The sequence below is a fragment of the Leucogemmata humicola genome, from assembly GCF_055379415.1.
The window spans coordinates 4371757-4386466 of sequence record NZ_AP040875.1 but is presented as its reverse complement, the minus strand read 5'-3'; the positions used below and the strand labels follow the sequence as shown (position 1 = coordinate 4386466).

General features: G+C 60.7%; 10 protein-coding genes and 4 tRNA genes. All 14 read left to right on the top strand.

Features of this window, described 5'->3' with window-relative positions:
- Positions 1-69: 69 nt before the first annotated feature.
- The 14 genes from cysS (at position 70) to rpoC (ending at position 14691) form a co-directional block, all read left to right on the top strand.
- On the top strand, positions 70-1482 hold the full coding sequence (gene cysS, locus AC6H4Z_RS18695; protein WP_497543478.1) for a cysteine--tRNA ligase: 1413 nt from the start codon (positions 70-72) through the stop codon (positions 1480-1482).
- Positions 1483-1582: 100 nt separating this feature from the next.
- Positions 1583-1655, top strand: a tRNA-Thr gene (locus AC6H4Z_RS18690).
- Between the two features lie 62 nt (positions 1656-1717).
- Positions 1718-1802: transfer RNA gene (locus AC6H4Z_RS18685), tRNA-Tyr, on the top strand.
- A 67-nt stretch (positions 1803-1869) separates the two neighbouring features.
- Positions 1870-1942 (top strand) — tRNA-Gly (locus AC6H4Z_RS18680).
- A gap of 86 nt (positions 1943-2028) precedes the next feature.
- Positions 2029-2101: transfer RNA gene (locus tag AC6H4Z_RS18675), tRNA-Thr, on the top strand.
- 117 nt (positions 2102-2218) lie between these two features.
- Positions 2219-2371, top strand: coding sequence for a 50S ribosomal protein L33 (gene rpmG / locus AC6H4Z_RS18670; RefSeq protein WP_497543477.1), 153 nt, complete (start codon positions 2219-2221; stop codon positions 2369-2371).
- On the top strand, positions 2371-2640 hold the full coding sequence (gene secE / locus AC6H4Z_RS18665) for a preprotein translocase subunit SecE (protein ID WP_497543476.1): 270 nt from the start codon (positions 2371-2373) through the stop codon (positions 2638-2640). Before rpmG ends, secE begins: the two co-directional genes overlap by 1 nt.
- A 5-nt stretch (positions 2641-2645) precedes the next feature.
- Positions 2646-3191, top strand: a complete 546-nt coding sequence (gene nusG / locus AC6H4Z_RS18660; RefSeq protein ID WP_497543475.1) for a transcription termination/antitermination protein NusG — start codon at positions 2646-2648, stop codon at positions 3189-3191.
- 228 nt (positions 3192-3419) lie between these two features.
- The gene (rplK, locus tag AC6H4Z_RS18655; RefSeq protein WP_497543474.1) at positions 3420-3842 is read left to right on the top strand and encodes a 50S ribosomal protein L11; all 423 of its coding nucleotides are present in this window, start codon (positions 3420-3422) and stop codon (positions 3840-3842) included.
- Positions 3842-4534: a 50S ribosomal protein L1 gene (gene rplA / locus AC6H4Z_RS18650; RefSeq protein WP_497543473.1), complete on the top strand. Its 693-nt coding sequence runs from the start codon at positions 3842-3844 to the stop codon at positions 4532-4534. The genes rplK and rplA overlap by 1 nt, the downstream gene beginning before the upstream one ends.
- 3 nt (positions 4535-4537) lie before the next feature.
- A complete protein-coding gene (gene rplJ, locus AC6H4Z_RS18645) occupies positions 4538-5056 on the top strand; it encodes a 50S ribosomal protein L10 (RefSeq protein WP_497543472.1) in 519 nt (172 codons plus the stop codon).
- 85 nt (positions 5057-5141) lie between these two features.
- Positions 5142-5534 carry a 50S ribosomal protein L7/L12 gene (gene rplL / locus AC6H4Z_RS18640; RefSeq protein ID WP_497543471.1) on the top strand — a complete coding sequence of 131 codons (393 nt, stop codon included), beginning with the start codon at positions 5142-5144 and terminating at the stop codon, positions 5532-5534.
- A gap of 223 nt (positions 5535-5757) precedes the next feature.
- Complete coding sequence (rpoB, locus tag AC6H4Z_RS18635; RefSeq protein ID WP_497543470.1) at positions 5758-10374, top strand: DNA-directed RNA polymerase subunit beta; 4617 nt, start codon at positions 5758-5760, stop codon at positions 10372-10374.
- 3 nt (positions 10375-10377) lie between these two features.
- The gene (gene rpoC / locus AC6H4Z_RS18630) at positions 10378-14691 is read left to right on the top strand and encodes a DNA-directed RNA polymerase subunit beta' (RefSeq protein ID WP_497543469.1); all 4314 of its coding nucleotides are present in this window, start codon (positions 10378-10380) and stop codon (positions 14689-14691) included.
- The last annotated feature ends 19 nt before the right edge of the window (positions 14692-14710 follow it).

The following is a 14710-nucleotide window of genomic DNA, read 5'->3' as shown; positions in this document are numbered from 1 at the left end:
GGCACCGTAGACGATAGCATTCACGGACCTCCGCGCGCTACGCATCTGTTCCGAATCTACGACGAGATGATGACCGAGTTTCGCCTGTTCAATACGATGACACGCTCGATCGACCCGTTCGCTCCCGCCGACGGCGACACCGTGCGTATCTACAGTTGCGGACCGACGGTCTACAATCCGGCGCACCTCGGAAATTTCCGGACCTTCCTGTTCGCCGACCTGCTTCGTCGCGCGCTGCGGCTGCGCGGCTGGAAGGTGCGTCAGGTCATGAACCTGACCGACGTCGACGACAAGATCATTCGCCGCGCGCACGAACAGGGCAAGACCATTCGTGAAGTCACCGAGCCAGTGACGGCGATCTTTCACGAAGATCGTGAGTATTTGCGAATCGAGCCGGCCGAGGAATATCCGAAGGCGACGGACTATATCCCGCAGATGATCGCGCTCGTGCAGAAGTTGATCGAGCGCAAAGTCGCCTACGTCGCCGACGACAATTCGGTGTATTTCGCGATCGATCGTTTTCCGGCGTACGGCCGTCTGTCGCGGCTCGACAAGCGAGAGGTGCGCGCAGGTGCGCGCGTGGCGCAGGACGATTACTCGAAGGAGAACGCCCAGGATTTCGCCCTGTGGAAGGCCGCGAAGCCCGAGGATGAGGCGTCCGGTGCCGCGTGGGATTCGCCGTGGGGCCGCGGCCGCCCTGGCTGGCACCTCGAGTGCTCGGCCATGGCGATCGATCTGCTTGGTGAGACGCTGGACATCCATTGCGGTGGAATCGATCTGATCTTTCCTCACCACGAGGACGAGATCGCGCAGTCGGAAGCCGCGACGGGCGAGACATTCTCGCGCTTCTGGTGCCATGGGGCGTTTTTGTTGACTGAAGGCACCAAGATGGCCAAGCGCATGGGCAACGTGACCACCGTTCGCGGTATGCGAGAGGCGGACATCTCGTCGGCGGCGGTGCGCCATTTCGTCTTCAACACGCACTATCGGAAGGAGCTGAATCTGTCCGAGGAGGCGTTGGAGGCGTCGATCAACGCGGTGCGTCGAGTTGGGGATTTTGCGGAGCGCTTGGCGGCGGCGACCGGCGGAACGCCGGAGCTAGCGGCCGCGGCTCGAGAAGCGGTGGCTGCGGTCGAGGGCGCTCTGTTCGACGACCTCAACGCACCGAACGCGTTGGCGGGTCTGTTCACGTTCATCACGCGTGCGAATGCCGAGCTCGACCGTAGGGGCGAGGATTCGGCGGCATTGGCGGATGCGCAGTGGGCGTTCGCGCGGATCAACGGTGTTCTGGATATCGTCCCGGACCGTCGGGTCGACGATCAGGAGCTCGTTGCCTGGGTCGAGGAGCGTTTGGCGGGGCGTAGGGCGGCTCGAGAGCGCCGGGATTTCGCCGAGGCGGATCGGTTGCGGGCTGAGCTGGTGGAGCGGGGAATTGCGATCGAGGATGGGGCGGGGGGAACCAAGTGGAAGCGGGTTCGGTAGGGAGAGTTGGGAGGGTGGCGTCTAAGCTGCGATAGGAGCGCGTCTTGACACGCTTTCCGGCGCTACTTATCCTATGAGTCTCGCGCAAAATTGGCCGTCCGCTGACGTAGCTCAATTGGCAGAGCACCTGATTTGTAATCAGGCGGTTGCCAGTTCGATTCTGGCCGTCAGCTCTGTCTTTTGTTGGCGTAGGTGACTCGTCGCCACGATCGGAAGGCTGGATGCGTGAAAGTCCGGTGGGGTGGCCGAGTGGCTAATGGCAGCAGACTGTAAATCTGCCGGGTTAACGCCCTACGAAGGTTCGAATCCTTCCCCCACCACTCGATGCTTTTGAGGGGTCGAGCACTCGGCGCGGAAGGGTGTTTGATTCGTTGGTTGGTGTAAGATGCGGGAGTAGCTCAGCTGGTAGAGCGCAAGCCTTCCAAGCTTGATGTCGCGGGTTCGAGCCCCGTCTCCCGCTCTGGTTGGTCGATGAACGGGCGGCGATTAGGAAGTTTGAAGTTTAGAAGATTTGGAACGCACGGATCTGTTTGATGGTAGCAGGTTGCTGACGTAGCTCAGTCGGTAGAGCACACCCTTGGTAAGGGTGAGGTCACCGGTTCAATCCCGGTCGTCAGCTCTTAGTACGGCAGGGCCAATGGGAAGGGTGAATTGAAGCGCCGCCTACGCGATAAGCGTGGGCGGCGCATTCCTGCCCTTAACCCTCAACCCTTCCACCCTTCAACCCTGAAGTTCGATGCCCAGAGACAAGATCATTCTCGCGTGCAGTGACTGTAAGAATCGCAACTACTTCACCACGAAGAACAAGCGCCTGCACCCGGAGCGCGTCGAGTGGAAGAAGTACTGCCCGCGCTGCAACAAGCATCTGGTCCACAAGGAAACCAAGTAATGGCTGACGCGGTCGCTCGTCCCGGAACTTCCGGCGGCGCCGGCGGCTCGGGCAATGGCCCGGGCATCGGCACCAGACTCGTCGATTTCTATCACGGCGTGATGGCGGAGATGCGGAAGGTGACGTGGCCCGACCGGCCGCAGGTGCAGTCGGCGACGATTGCCATCATCATCTTCGTACTCTTGCTCGGTCTCTTTATCACGATTCTCGATTTTGCGCTTCAGGGAATTCTGATCAAGGCGATTCCGTCGCTGTTCGCGGGGCGATAGACCGAATGGAACATCGTTGGTACGCGATCCAGACGACGGCGGGGCACGAGAACAAGGTGCGCTCGCTGCTGCAGCGAAAGATCGAAGCTGATGCGCGACCCGCCGAGGAGCGTGTGATTCGTCAGGCGCTCGTGCCGACGCAGGAAGTGGTCGAGATCAAGAACGGCAAGAAGGTGACGGTCGAACGGAAGCTCTATCCCGGCTATGTCCTGGTCGAGATGGATCTGAACCAGGAGACCGCGCACGTCGTGAACGGTATTCAGGGCGTCATCAAGTTCGTGGGACACGATTCACGCTTCCCACAGCCACTGCGTCCCGACGAAGTGAACCGACTCCTCGGCATCGCCGATGAGAAGGAAGCAGAGGAGCCGCACGAGGAGATTCCATTCCTCGTTGGTCAGGCAGTCGCAATCACCGAAGGGCCGTTCACCGATTTCAATGGAACGGTGGAAGAGGTGATGGCGGACAAGGGGAAAGTGAGAGTTTCTGTATCGCTCTTTGGTCGGCCGACGTCGGTCGAATTGGACTATTTGCAGTTGAAGGCGTACTAGCTGTCATCCTCCGCCGCTTCCAGCGGCGGAGGATCTACTGTGGCTACAGCGTGGCTTGTCACGCGGGACGCACAGTGACTGCCGAGTTGCTTGCTACTGGGTAGGGACGATAGATCCTGCGCTCGCGAAGCGAGCAGAGGATGACGGACAGTCGGCCACCACTCCGACTCTAATTAAGCCAGTGGGAGATCGACCGCCGGTACGACAGGCGGCAGTTCAAGGAGTTCTATGGCAAAGAAAGTCACGGGGTTCGTGAAGTTGCAGATCCCCGCGGGCAAGGCCAATCCTGCCCCTCCGGTAGGTACGGCGCTTGGTCCGCAGGGCATCAACATCATGGCCTTCTGCAAAGAGTTCAACGCTCGGACGCAGGGCCAGGATACGATTCTCCCGGTCGAGATCACGATCTACTCGGATAAGTCCTTCACCTTCATCACGAAGACGCCGCCTGCGGCGATCCTTCTGAAGAAGGAAGCGGGCATCGAGAAGGGATCGGGTCAACCGAACCGCACGAAGATCGGGAAGGTCACCCGCGCGCAGGTCCGCAAGATCGCTGAGATCAAGATGCCGGATCTGAATTGCGACACCATTGAGTCGGCGATGGCGATGATCGCCGGCGCTGCCCGTTCGATGGGAATGGAGGTCGTTGACTAATGCGCGAGCATGGAAAGAAGTACAACACCGCCGCCAAGAACCGCGACATCGCCTCGATCTATCAGCCGAAGCAGGCGCTGGAGATCGTGAAGAAGAGCGCGTTCGCCAAGTTTGACGAAACGGTGGAGATCGCCGTTCGCTTGGGCGTCGACCCGCGTCACGCCGACCAGGTCGTGCGTGGTACGGTCGTATTGCCGGCAGGTACGGGTAAGGCCGTCCGCGTGCTCGTCATCGCGGCGGGCGACAAGGCGCGCGAAGCCGAAGACGCTGGTGCCGACTTTGTCGGCGTCGAGCACATCCAGAAGATCAAGGATGGCTGGCTCGATTTCGACGTCCTCATTGCGACGCCGGACCAGATGGGTCAGCTGGGTCAGCTCGGACGCGTTCTCGGTCCGCGCGGTCTCATGCCGAATCCCAAGGCGGGCACGGTGACGTTCAACGTCGGCAACGCCGTCAAGGAAACGAAGGCCGGTAAGATCGAATTCCGCGTCGACAAGGCTGGCAATGTCCACGCGCCGATCGGCAAGGTCTCGTTCGGAATCGACGCGTTGGAGACGAACTTCACCGCATTCATGGATCAAATCGTCCGCTCCAAGCCGGCAGCGGCCAAGGGCGTGTACGTGAAGAACGTCTCGGTCTCCAGCACGATGGGCCCCGGCGTTACGATCGACATTAACCCGTACCGGGGCTGAGCCATGAAGCGATCCGAGAAAGAACAGCTCGTCGCCGAGCTGAAAACGAAACTCGAGAGTGCTACGGCGCTCTATTACACGGATTTCACGGGGCTGAACGTGAAGCGAATGACGGAACTGCGTCGTACGCTCCGGAAGGCGAACGTGGATTACGTGGTCATCAAGAACACGCTGGCTCTGCGCGCCGTAAACGAGAGTGGTCTCGTCGGCGAGCGCCTGCGTGGACCGACGGGCCTGGTGGTCACGAAGGATCCGGTGGGTGCGGCGAAGATCATTACGGATTTCGCCAAGGCCAACGACGCGCGTCCGGCAGTGAAGGGCGGCGTGTTCGAAGGCAAGCCCATCGACAAGGCCCAGGTCACGAAGTTGGCTTCGATGCCGTCGCGCGAGCAGATGCTCTCCGAGCTCGGTGCCAGCATGCAGGCGCCGATGGCGATGTTTGCCGGCGCCATGAACAGCCTGCTCCAGAACTTTGCGGGAGTTGTTGAAGCGCTTCGCGTTCAGAAGGAAGGGAGTGCCTGAAAGTCGGTCAGCGACCGACCCCAAGCTGTTAACTGACCGATCTATCGTTTGACCGACTTTTAATAACACCAGGAGATTTACGACAATGGCTACGACCATGAGCAAGGACGAGATTCTCGACGCGATCGGCAACATGTCCGTCTTCGAGCTCGCCGAGCTGATCGAATCGTTCAAGAGCAAGTTCAACGTCACGATCGCGGCTGCCCCGGTGGGCGGCGCCCCGGCCGGCGGCGGTGCTGGTGCGGCTCCTGCCGCAGTTGAAGAGAAGACCGAGTTCGACGTCCTCCTCAAGGACGCCGGTGGCAAGAAGATCCAGGTCATCAAGGTTGTTCGCGAAATCACGGGTCTTGGCCTCAAGGAAGCCAAGGATCTCGTCGATGGCGCGCCGCAGACCGTCAAGGCTGGCGTCTCGAAGGACGAGGCGGCCGGTATCAAGACCAAGCTGGAAGAGCAGGGCGCGACGGTCGAAGTGAAGTAACCGAGGTCGCTGGTCGCTGGTCTGAGGTCTCAGGGAAAAAACCTGAGACCACGGACCTGAGACCTGAGACCTTCGTTTCTTCCCTTCAGCCAAGCGCCTTTAGTGATCTCGAAACTCCGCGCACCACAAATTCTTGCAGTTCAGGGCCGTCGACGAGACGGACGCGCTACGACGCGTCCGTCTCGTACGACGTGCCTGTCTGTGGCCTGTTCCCGAGTGAACAATGCCTGATACGATCAAGCAGATTTCTTTCGCGAAGCTCGACCAGGGGATGGAAATGCCCCACCTCCTGGACATCCAGACGCGCGCTTTCGAGGCGCTGCTGCAACTGGACGCGGCTTCGCATGACCGCGAGGACATCGGACTGGAACGCGTCTTCAAAGACCTGTTCCCCATCACCGACGTCCACGAAAACTTCTCCCTCGAGTTCGTTCGCTACTCGCTCGGCGAGCCCAAGTACACCGTCGAGGAGTGTATCGAGCGTGACATGACGTACTCAGCGCCGCTCAAAGCGACGCTGCAGCTCGTCATCAACGAGGTCGTCAACGAGCAGAAGCGGCCACGCAACATCATCGAGAAAGAAGTCTATCTCGGCGAGTTGCCCCTGCTGACGCCGCTCGGCACCTTCGTCATCAACGGCGCCGAACGCGTCATCGTCAGTCAGTTGCATCGATCGCCGGGCGTCGTGTTCGAAGAATCGACGCACCCGAACGGACAGCGCCTCATCTCGGCGCGTATCATTCCGTTCCGCGGTTCGTGGGTCGAGTTTACCGTCGACATCCACGACGTCGTATACGTCCATATCGACAAGAAGAAGAAGTTCCCGGCCACCGCGCTCCTCCGCGCGTTCGGCTACGGGAGCAATTCGGACATTCTCCGCCTCTTCTTCGCCGTCCGCGAGCTGGATCTCACCAAGAAGCGTGAGAGCCGCACCGACGTGCGCGAAGTGATCGGCGCCATCATCGCCGAAGACATCGCGCTGCCGGGTGAAGCCACGGCCGAAGACGCGCCCAAAGCGCGCACCAAGAAGGCGAAGGCCGAGCGCGAGCGTTCCGAGAACGTGATGCTCGTGAAGGAAGGCGATGAGCTGTCCGAGGAGGTCTACAACCGTCTCCGCCGACAGAACATCGATACGATCAAGGTCTTTGCGTCGCACATGCGCATCGATCTGCGCGACGAACAGGACGCCATCGAGCGCGGTGAGCGCGAAGTGCGCCGTCGTCTGGCCGTCGACGTCGTCGACAGCGAAGGCGAAGTCATCGCCGAAGCTGGTCAGTCGCTGTCCGACACGCTGATCAAGAAGATCCGCAAGGCGGAGATCACCAAGGTGAACGTGTTCGTCGCCTCCGGCCGCGCCGAGTCGACGCTGATCAAGAACACGCTCGCCAAGGATCCGACGCACAGCGAAAAGGAGTCGCTGTCGCAGATCTACGCGCTGCTCCGTCCGGGCGACGCGCCCGACGCGCAGACGGCGAAGCAGGCGCTCGAGCGTCTGTTCTTCTCGCCGAAGCGCTATGACCTCGGCCGCGTTGGCCGATACAAGATCAATCAACGGCTCGGCATGAACATGCCGGCCGATTACACGGTGCTGTCGAAGGAAGATTTCGTCGAGATCGTTCGCTACCTCGTGGAACTCCACGAAGGCCGCGGGCACGTCGACGACATCGACCACCTCGGCAACCGCCGTATTCGTTCGGTGGGCGAGTTGATCGCGAATCAGTTCTCGGTCGGCTTGTCACGCATGGCGCGCCTGGTGAAGGAGCGCATGTCGATCAACACCGATCCAGAAAAGATTTCGCTCGACGACCTCGTGAACGCGCGAACGGTTTCGGCCGTCATTCAGGCGTTCTTCGGATCGTCGCAGCTGTCCCAGTTCATGGATCAGACCAACCCACTGGCCGAGTTGACGCACAAACGTCGTCTGTCGGCGCTTGGACCGGGCGGTCTGACGCGCGAGCGCGCCGGCTTCGAAGTGCGCGACGTGCACTATTCGCAGTACGGCCGTATGTGCCCGATCGAAACGCCGGAAGGTCCGAACATCGGACTGATCACGTCGCTCGCGTGCTATGCGCGAGTGAATGATCTCGGCTTCGTGGAGACGCCGTACCTCGTCGTGAAGAACGGCAAGGTGCTGAACGAAATCGCGTGGCTCGATGCCAACAAGGAAGAGGACGCGATCATCGCGCAGGCGAACTCGCGCGTCGATTCGAGTGGCCATTTCATTGGCGATCTCGTGCTCGCGCGTCAGCAGGGCGACGTGCCGCTCGTGCAGAAGGATCGCATCGACTACATGGACGTGGCGCCGGAGCAGCTCGTCTCCATCGCGGCCGCGCTCATTCCGTTCCTCGAGCACGACGACGCCAACCGCGCGTTGATGGGCTCGAACATGCAACGCCAGGCGGTCCCGCTCCTCAATCCCCGCACGCCGCTCGTCGGCACGGGTCTCGAGGAAAAGGTGGCCGTGGACTCGGGCGCCGTCGTCATCGCCAAGCGCGGCGGTGTGGTGTCGCGCGTGACGGCCGATGAGATCATCATCGACTCCGGTCCGGCGGAAGTGCGCAAGAAGGCGGGCGACGACGGCGCTGACCGTCCGTTGGCGCGTCTGACGCAGCACGACCGTTACCGCTTGAAGAAGTACTGGAGAACGAACCAGGACACGGCTATCAACCAGCGTCCGCTCGTCCGTCAGGGCCAAAAGGTCAATACGGGTGACGTGCTGGCCGACGGTGCCGCGACGGAAATGGGCCAGCTTGCGCTCGGCTCGAACGTCACGGTCGCGTTCATGCCCTGGTACGGACACAATTTCGAAGACGCCATCGTGCTGTCCGAGCGCTTGGTGAAGGACGACGTCTATTCGTCGATCCACATCCAAGAACTCGAATTGCACGTCCGCGATACGAAGCGCGGTCAGGAAGAGATCACGCGTGAAATTCCGAACGTTTCGGAAGAAGCGCTGCTCGACCTCGACGAGCGCGGTATCGTGCGCATTGGCGCGCACGTAAAGCCGGGCGACATTCTCGTCGGTAAGATCACGCCGAAGGGCGAGACGGAACTGTCGCCGGAAGAAAAGCTCCTCACGGCCATCTTTGGTGAGAAGGCGAAGGACGTGAAGGATTCGTCCCTCAAGGTGCCGCCGGGAATGGAAGGCGTCGTGATTGACGTCAAGATCTTCTCGCGCATCGAAGACCAGGTGGTCGAAAAGGATCGCGGCGAACGCATCGGTGAAGTGCGTCGCCTCGAAGGTGATGAAAAGATTCGCGTCAACGAAGTGCGCGACGGTGAGCTGATCGACGCCCTCGACGGGCAGGTCATCGCGCTGGCGCTCAAGAGCGGCACCGTGGAAGAGGCCATTCCGGCCGGTACCAAGGTGACGGCGGATTCGTTGCGCGACATGAAGCTGGCAACGATCGATCTCAAGACGCTGCGCGTCGAGAACAAGCGCGTGAACGAGCGCGTGCGTCAGATCATCGACGCGTCGAACGACGAAAAGGCGAAGATCGAGGAGAAGGCGGAAGAGCGCATCGACCGCATTCTCCAGCCCGACGAATTGCCGCCGGGCGTGATCCAGCTCGTGAAGGTCTATCTGGCCGAGAAGCGTAAGGTTTCGGTCGGCGACAAGATGGCCGGACGTCACGGCAACAAGGGTATCGTTGCTCGCGTCGTTCCTGAGGAGGACATGCCGTTCCTCCCCGATGGCCGCCCCGTCGACATCGTGCTCAACCCGCTCGGCGTACCGTCGCGAATGAACGTCGGTCAGATCCTCGAGACTCACCTTGGGTGGGTGGCGAAGATCCTCGGCTTCTATGCAAAGACGCCGGTGTTCCAGGGTGCCAACGAGCGCGAAATCGGTTTGATGCTCAAGATGTCCGGTGTGCTCTGGGCTGGACGCGCGCTCGAATTGCGCACGCCGGTTCCGACGATCACGGACAAGGAAATTCTCGGACTGCTCGCCGACATCAAGCCGAACCTGGAGAAGGAAGGCGAAGTGTTCGTGCGATTGCAGGAAGCAACGATCAACGATCTCGGTGGCCGGTCGATGTCGCAGGAGACCCGCGACCTGTTCCACCAGATTCGCGACTTCCTCGCCGCTGCGGCGAAGGAGTTGGCTGAACGCGAGACGACGGCGACGGACAACCAGATCACGTTCCACACTGGTTGGGTCGACGACGAAACGCAGACGGCATCGAAGCGCACCGAGTACAAGGCAGCGCTCAAGCATCTCGAGAAGCGCAAGGCGACGGATGCGGCTGGCCTGTTGAACGATCACGAGCTTCCGGCACTCGCCGCGATGCTCGGCAAGAAGTCCGAAGCGGATGTCGATGCGGCAGCGATCGAGCTGATGCGCCTCGGCGGTTTGACGCCGTTCGGAAAGGTTCGTCTGCGCGACGGCCGCAGCGGCGAGACGTTCGTGTCGCCGGTGACGGTCGGTGAGATCTACATGCTGAAGCTCAGCCACCTTGTCGATGACAAGATTCACGCGCGGAGCATCGGACCGTACTCACTCGTCACGCAGCAGCCGCTCGCTGGTAAGGCGCAGTTCGGCGGCCAGCGCTTCGGAGAAATGGAAGTGTGGGCGCTGGAAGCGTATGGCGCCGCGCACGTCCTTCAGGAAATCCTCACGGTCAAGTCGGACGACGTGAACGGTCGAAGCCGAGTATACGAGGCAATCGTGAAGGGTCAGAACCTTCCGGAGCCGGGTATTCCGGAGTCGTTCAACGTGCTCGTGAAGGAACTGCAGGCGCTCGGAATCAAGGTCACGATGGGCCAGAGCGTAGATGGCTTCTGGGGCACGGGGATCGACACCGGGACGTCGAGCAACGGCAATGGAGGCGAGGAGTAATTCATGATTGACTTCCGTAGCGTGCGCGAACAGCGCGCCAGCTCGTTCGACTTCATTCAGGTCCGCATCGCGTCGCCTGAAGAGATTCGCGGACCCAAGGACCCCAAGGAGCGCGAGCGCCTTGAACTCCAGGGTCTCCGCAATTGGTGGTCGTGGGGCGAAGTCACCAAGCCCGAGACCATCAACTATCGCTCATTCAAGCCTGAGAAAGACGGCTTGTTCTGCGAGCGAATCTTTGGGCCGGTCAAGGATTGGGAATGTCATTGCGGTAAGTACAAGCGCATCCGCTATCGCGGTGTGATTTGCGACCGTTGCGGCGTCGAAGTGACCCTGAGCAAGGTGCGCCGCGAGCGCATGGGTCACATCGAACTCGCCGTTCCCGTCGCGCATATCTGGTTTTTCAAGACGTTGCCGAGTCCGATGGGCAATCTCCTCGACATCACGCTGCGTGATCTCGAGAAGGTCATCTATTACTCGAACTACGTCGTCATCGAGAAGGGCGAGCAGGAAGTCGAAGTCAACCAGCTCCTCGATGAAGATGAATATTTGAATCTCCGCACCAAGGCGAAGGAAGAGAACGATACGGCCTTCATGGCTGATATCGGCGCGCCGGCCGTGCGTGAACTGCTCCGCCGTCTCGACGTCGACAGCCTCGCGGAAACGCTTCGCGCGTCCGTCGTCACCGAGACGTCGCAGCATCGTAAGAAGATGCTGCTCAAGCGTCTCAAGATCGTCGACGCGTTCCGCAATTCCGGTGATTCTGGCGACACGCGCAACAAGCCTGAGTGGATGATCCTCGACGTCGTTCCGGTCATTCCGCCGGATCTTCGTCCGCTCGTTCCGCTCGACGGCGGTCGCTTCGCGACCTCCGACTTGAACGATCTCTATCGTCGCGTCATCAACCGCAACAACCGCCTCCAGAAGCTCATCCTTCATCGCGCGCCGGAAGTCATCCTGCGCAACGAGAAGCGTATGCTGCAGGAAGCGGTCGACGCGCTGTTCGACAACGGTCGTCGTTCCAAGGCGATCCGCGGTCGCGGCAAGCGTCCGCTCAAGTCGCTGTCCGACATGCTCAAGGGCAAGCAGGGCCGGTTCCGTCAGAACCTGCTCGGCAAGCGCGTTGACTACTCGGGCCGTTCGGTCATCGTCGTGGGTCCTGAACTGCAGCTACACCAGTGCGGTCTGCCCAAGCTGATGGCGCTCGAGCTGTTCAAGCCGTTCATCATCCACAAGCTCGTCGAGAAGGGCATCGCCGAAACGGTGAAGCGCGCCAAGAAGATCGTGGAGCGTGAATCGCCGGAGGTGTACGAAATTCTCGAAGAGATCATTCGCGATCACCCGGTGCTGCTCAACCGCGCGCCGACGCTTCACCGCTTGGGTATCCAGGCGTTCGAGCCGGTGCTCGTCGAAGGAAAGGCCATTCGTATTCACCCGCTCGTCTGCGCGGCGTTCAACGCCGACTTCGACGGTGACCAGATGGCCGTACACGTTCCGCTTTCGTTCGAAGCACAGCTCGAGGCGCGTCTGCTCATGCTGTCGTCGAACAACATTCTCAAGCCGTCGGACGGACGTCCGGTCGCCGAGCCGTCACAGGACATCGTGCTCGGTTGCTACTTCGCGACCAAGGCGCCGGCGAACTTCAACACGGTCGATCTCAAGACGCTGCGCCGCTTCACCGACGTGGCCGAGATCGAAATGGAGCTCGCGCTTCAGCGTCTGACGCGCCACAGCGCCTTGTACTACTACGTCAAGGACGCCGATCAGGGCGACCGTTGGGAAAAGACGACGGCGGGCCGCGTGCTGTTCAACGCGATCGTGCCGAAGGAGCTGGGCTACAAGAACTTCGACATGAAGAAGAAGGCGCTGTCCGAGCTCGTCTTCGAGTCCTACCGCAAGGCGGGTCTCGCCGCGACGGTCAGCTTCCTCGATCGTTTGAAGGAATTCGGTTTCGCCAACGCCACGCGCGGCGGCGTTTCCATCGGCATTGAAGATCTCGAAATTCCGACCGCCAAGGCCGGATTGCTCGAGGAAGCCGAGGAGCGCGTTGAGCGGTTCCAGCGTGCTTACCAGACTGGTAACATCACGAACGGCGAGCGCTACAACAAAGTCATCGACACCTGGACGCACGCCAACTCCGACATCGCCGACGAGATGGTCAAGTCGATGCGCGAGTCGAAGCAGGGCTTCAATCCAGTGTTCATGATGTTCGACTCCGGCTCACGCGGTAGCCGCGATCAGATCCGTCAGCTGGCGGGTATGCGCGGACTCATGGCGAAGCCGCAGAAGAAGCTCACCGGTGGTATCGGCGAAATCATCGAAAGCCCGATTAAGTCGAACTTCCGTGAAGGTCTGTCGCCACTCGAGTACTTCACGTCGACGCACGGCGCTCGTAAGGGTCTGGCCGACACGGCGCTCAAGACGGCCGACGCAGGATACCTCACGCGTCGTCTCGTGGACGTCGCACAGGACGTGACGATCTCGGAAGAAGACTGCGGTACGATCCAGGGTCTCGAAATCTCCGCGCTGAAGGAAGGCGAGGATGTGATCGAGCCGCTCTCGGAGCGCATTGTCGGCAACTTCGCCGCCGAGGACGTCGAGGATCCGCACGAGTTGGATGAGTCGGGTCGTCGTACGCTCGTCGTCGAAGCCGGTCAGTTGATCGACGAAGAGAAGGCTGCCCAGATCGAAGAGTCTGGAATCGAAATGATCAAGATCCGCTCTGTCCTCACGTGTGAGGCGAAGCGCGGTCTCTGCCGTATGTGCTACGGCCGCAACCTGGCGACGATGAATGTCGTCGATCTCGGTGAAGCGGTTGGTATCATTGCCGCGCAGTCGATCGGTGAGCCGGGCACGCAGCTGACGCTGCGTACGTTCCACATCGGTGGAACGGCCGCTCGTATCGCCGAGCAGACGGCGCGTAAGTCGAAGGTTGCTGGTGTCATCGAGTACGGCGATCGCCTCATCGCGGTCACCAACCCCGAAGGCCAGCGCATCATCACGTCGTACGAAGGCGAGATTCTCATCAAGGCGTCGCACGACAAGAACGCCGCGATCGCCGCTCGGTTGCAGGTGCCGCTCGGCGCCATCCTCATGGTCGACGACGGGTCGGACGTGAAGCGCGAACAGGTGATCTTCACCTGGGATCCGTACACGAACCCGATTCTCGCCGACGTGGAAGGCACGGTTCGCTTCGTCGACATCGTCGAAGACGAGTCGGTGTCCGAGGAGCTCGACGAGCTCACCGGTCTCCGCCAGCGTGTCATCATCGAAGACCGCGAAAAGAAGCTCCATCCGCACATCGAGATCGTGCAGGAGAAGGGCGGAAAGGAGAAGCGCGTTCGCGACTTCATCATCCCGGCGGGCGCGCAGCTCACCGTGGAAGATGGACAGAAGATTCATCCAGGAACGATCATCGCCAAGGTCGGCCGCGAAGCGTACAAGACGCGCGACATCACGGGCGGTCTGCCGCGAGTCGCCGAATTGTTCGAAGCGCGTCGTCCGAAGGATCCGGCAACGATCTCCGAGATCGACGGCGTCGTGCGGTTCGGCGAAATCAAGCGCGGTAAGCGCGAGATCTACGTCGCGCCGATCAACCACGATGGTTCGCTCGACGAGACGCGCGAGGCACAGTTGTATGAAGTGCCGGCCGGTAAGCACTTGCGCGTGCACGAGGGCGACCGCGTCCGTGCTGGTGACCGTCTATCGGAAGGTCCGGTCAATCCGCACGACATTTTGCGGATCAAGGGACCGCGTGCGGTTCAGGAGTATTTGCTCAACGAAGTCCAGGAGGTCTACCGCCTCCAGGGCGTGAAAATCAACGACAAGCACATCGGCGTCATCGTCAAGCAGATGTTGCAGAAGGTGCGTGTCATGGAGCCGGGCGAGACGGAGTTCCTCGAAGGGGAGCACGTCGATCGTCAGGTCTTCCGCGATGAGAACGATCGGGCGAAGAAGAAGAAGGAATCGCCCGCATCGGCCGAGCCGTTGCTGCTCGGTATCACGAAGGCGAGCCTCACGACGCAGTCGTTCATTTCGGCGGCGTCGTTCCAGGAGACCACGCGCGTGCTCACCGATGCGTCGATTCGTGGCGCAAAGGACGATCTGCTCGGCTTGAAGGAGAACATCATCATCGGACACCTGATTCCGGCTGGTACGGGTATGTACCGGTATCAGGAAGTCGATATCGATATTGCGCAGCCGGAAGGGTTCGAGCCGCTGCCAACGATGTCGGAAACGCTGCCCAATGTTTTCTCGATGGCGGATGATGATGATTTCCCAGCGCTTCCGCGGCCGGGAGTGAAGGGAGGAACAGAGTAAAGAAGTACTGAATTGAAAA

What these genes read in the sequence shown, in the direction of transcription:
- cysS (WP_497543478.1), top strand. Translation starts at nt 70, where the DNA reads ATGACCGAGTTTCGCCTGTTCAATACGATGACACGCTCGATCGACCCG.
- rpmG (WP_497543477.1), top strand. Translation starts at nt 2,219, where the DNA reads ATGCCCAGAGACAAGATCATTCTCGCGTGCAGTGACTGTAAGAATCGC.
- secE (WP_497543476.1), top strand. Translation starts at nt 2,371, where the DNA reads ATGGCTGACGCGGTCGCTCGTCCCGGAACTTCCGGCGGCGCCGGCGGC.
- nusG (WP_497543475.1), top strand. Translation starts at nt 2,646, where the DNA reads ATGGAACATCGTTGGTACGCGATCCAGACGACGGCGGGGCACGAGAAC.
- rplK (WP_497543474.1), top strand. Translation starts at nt 3,420, where the DNA reads ATGGCAAAGAAAGTCACGGGGTTCGTGAAGTTGCAGATCCCCGCGGGC.
- rplA (WP_497543473.1), top strand. Translation starts at nt 3,842, where the DNA reads ATGCGCGAGCATGGAAAGAAGTACAACACCGCCGCCAAGAACCGCGAC.
- rplJ (WP_497543472.1), top strand. Translation starts at nt 4,538, where the DNA reads ATGAAGCGATCCGAGAAAGAACAGCTCGTCGCCGAGCTGAAAACGAAA.
- rplL (WP_497543471.1), top strand. Translation starts at nt 5,142, where the DNA reads ATGGCTACGACCATGAGCAAGGACGAGATTCTCGACGCGATCGGCAAC.
- rpoB (WP_497543470.1), top strand. Translation starts at nt 5,758, where the DNA reads ATGCCTGATACGATCAAGCAGATTTCTTTCGCGAAGCTCGACCAGGGG.
- rpoC (WP_497543469.1), top strand. Translation starts at nt 10,378, where the DNA reads ATGATTGACTTCCGTAGCGTGCGCGAACAGCGCGCCAGCTCGTTCGAC.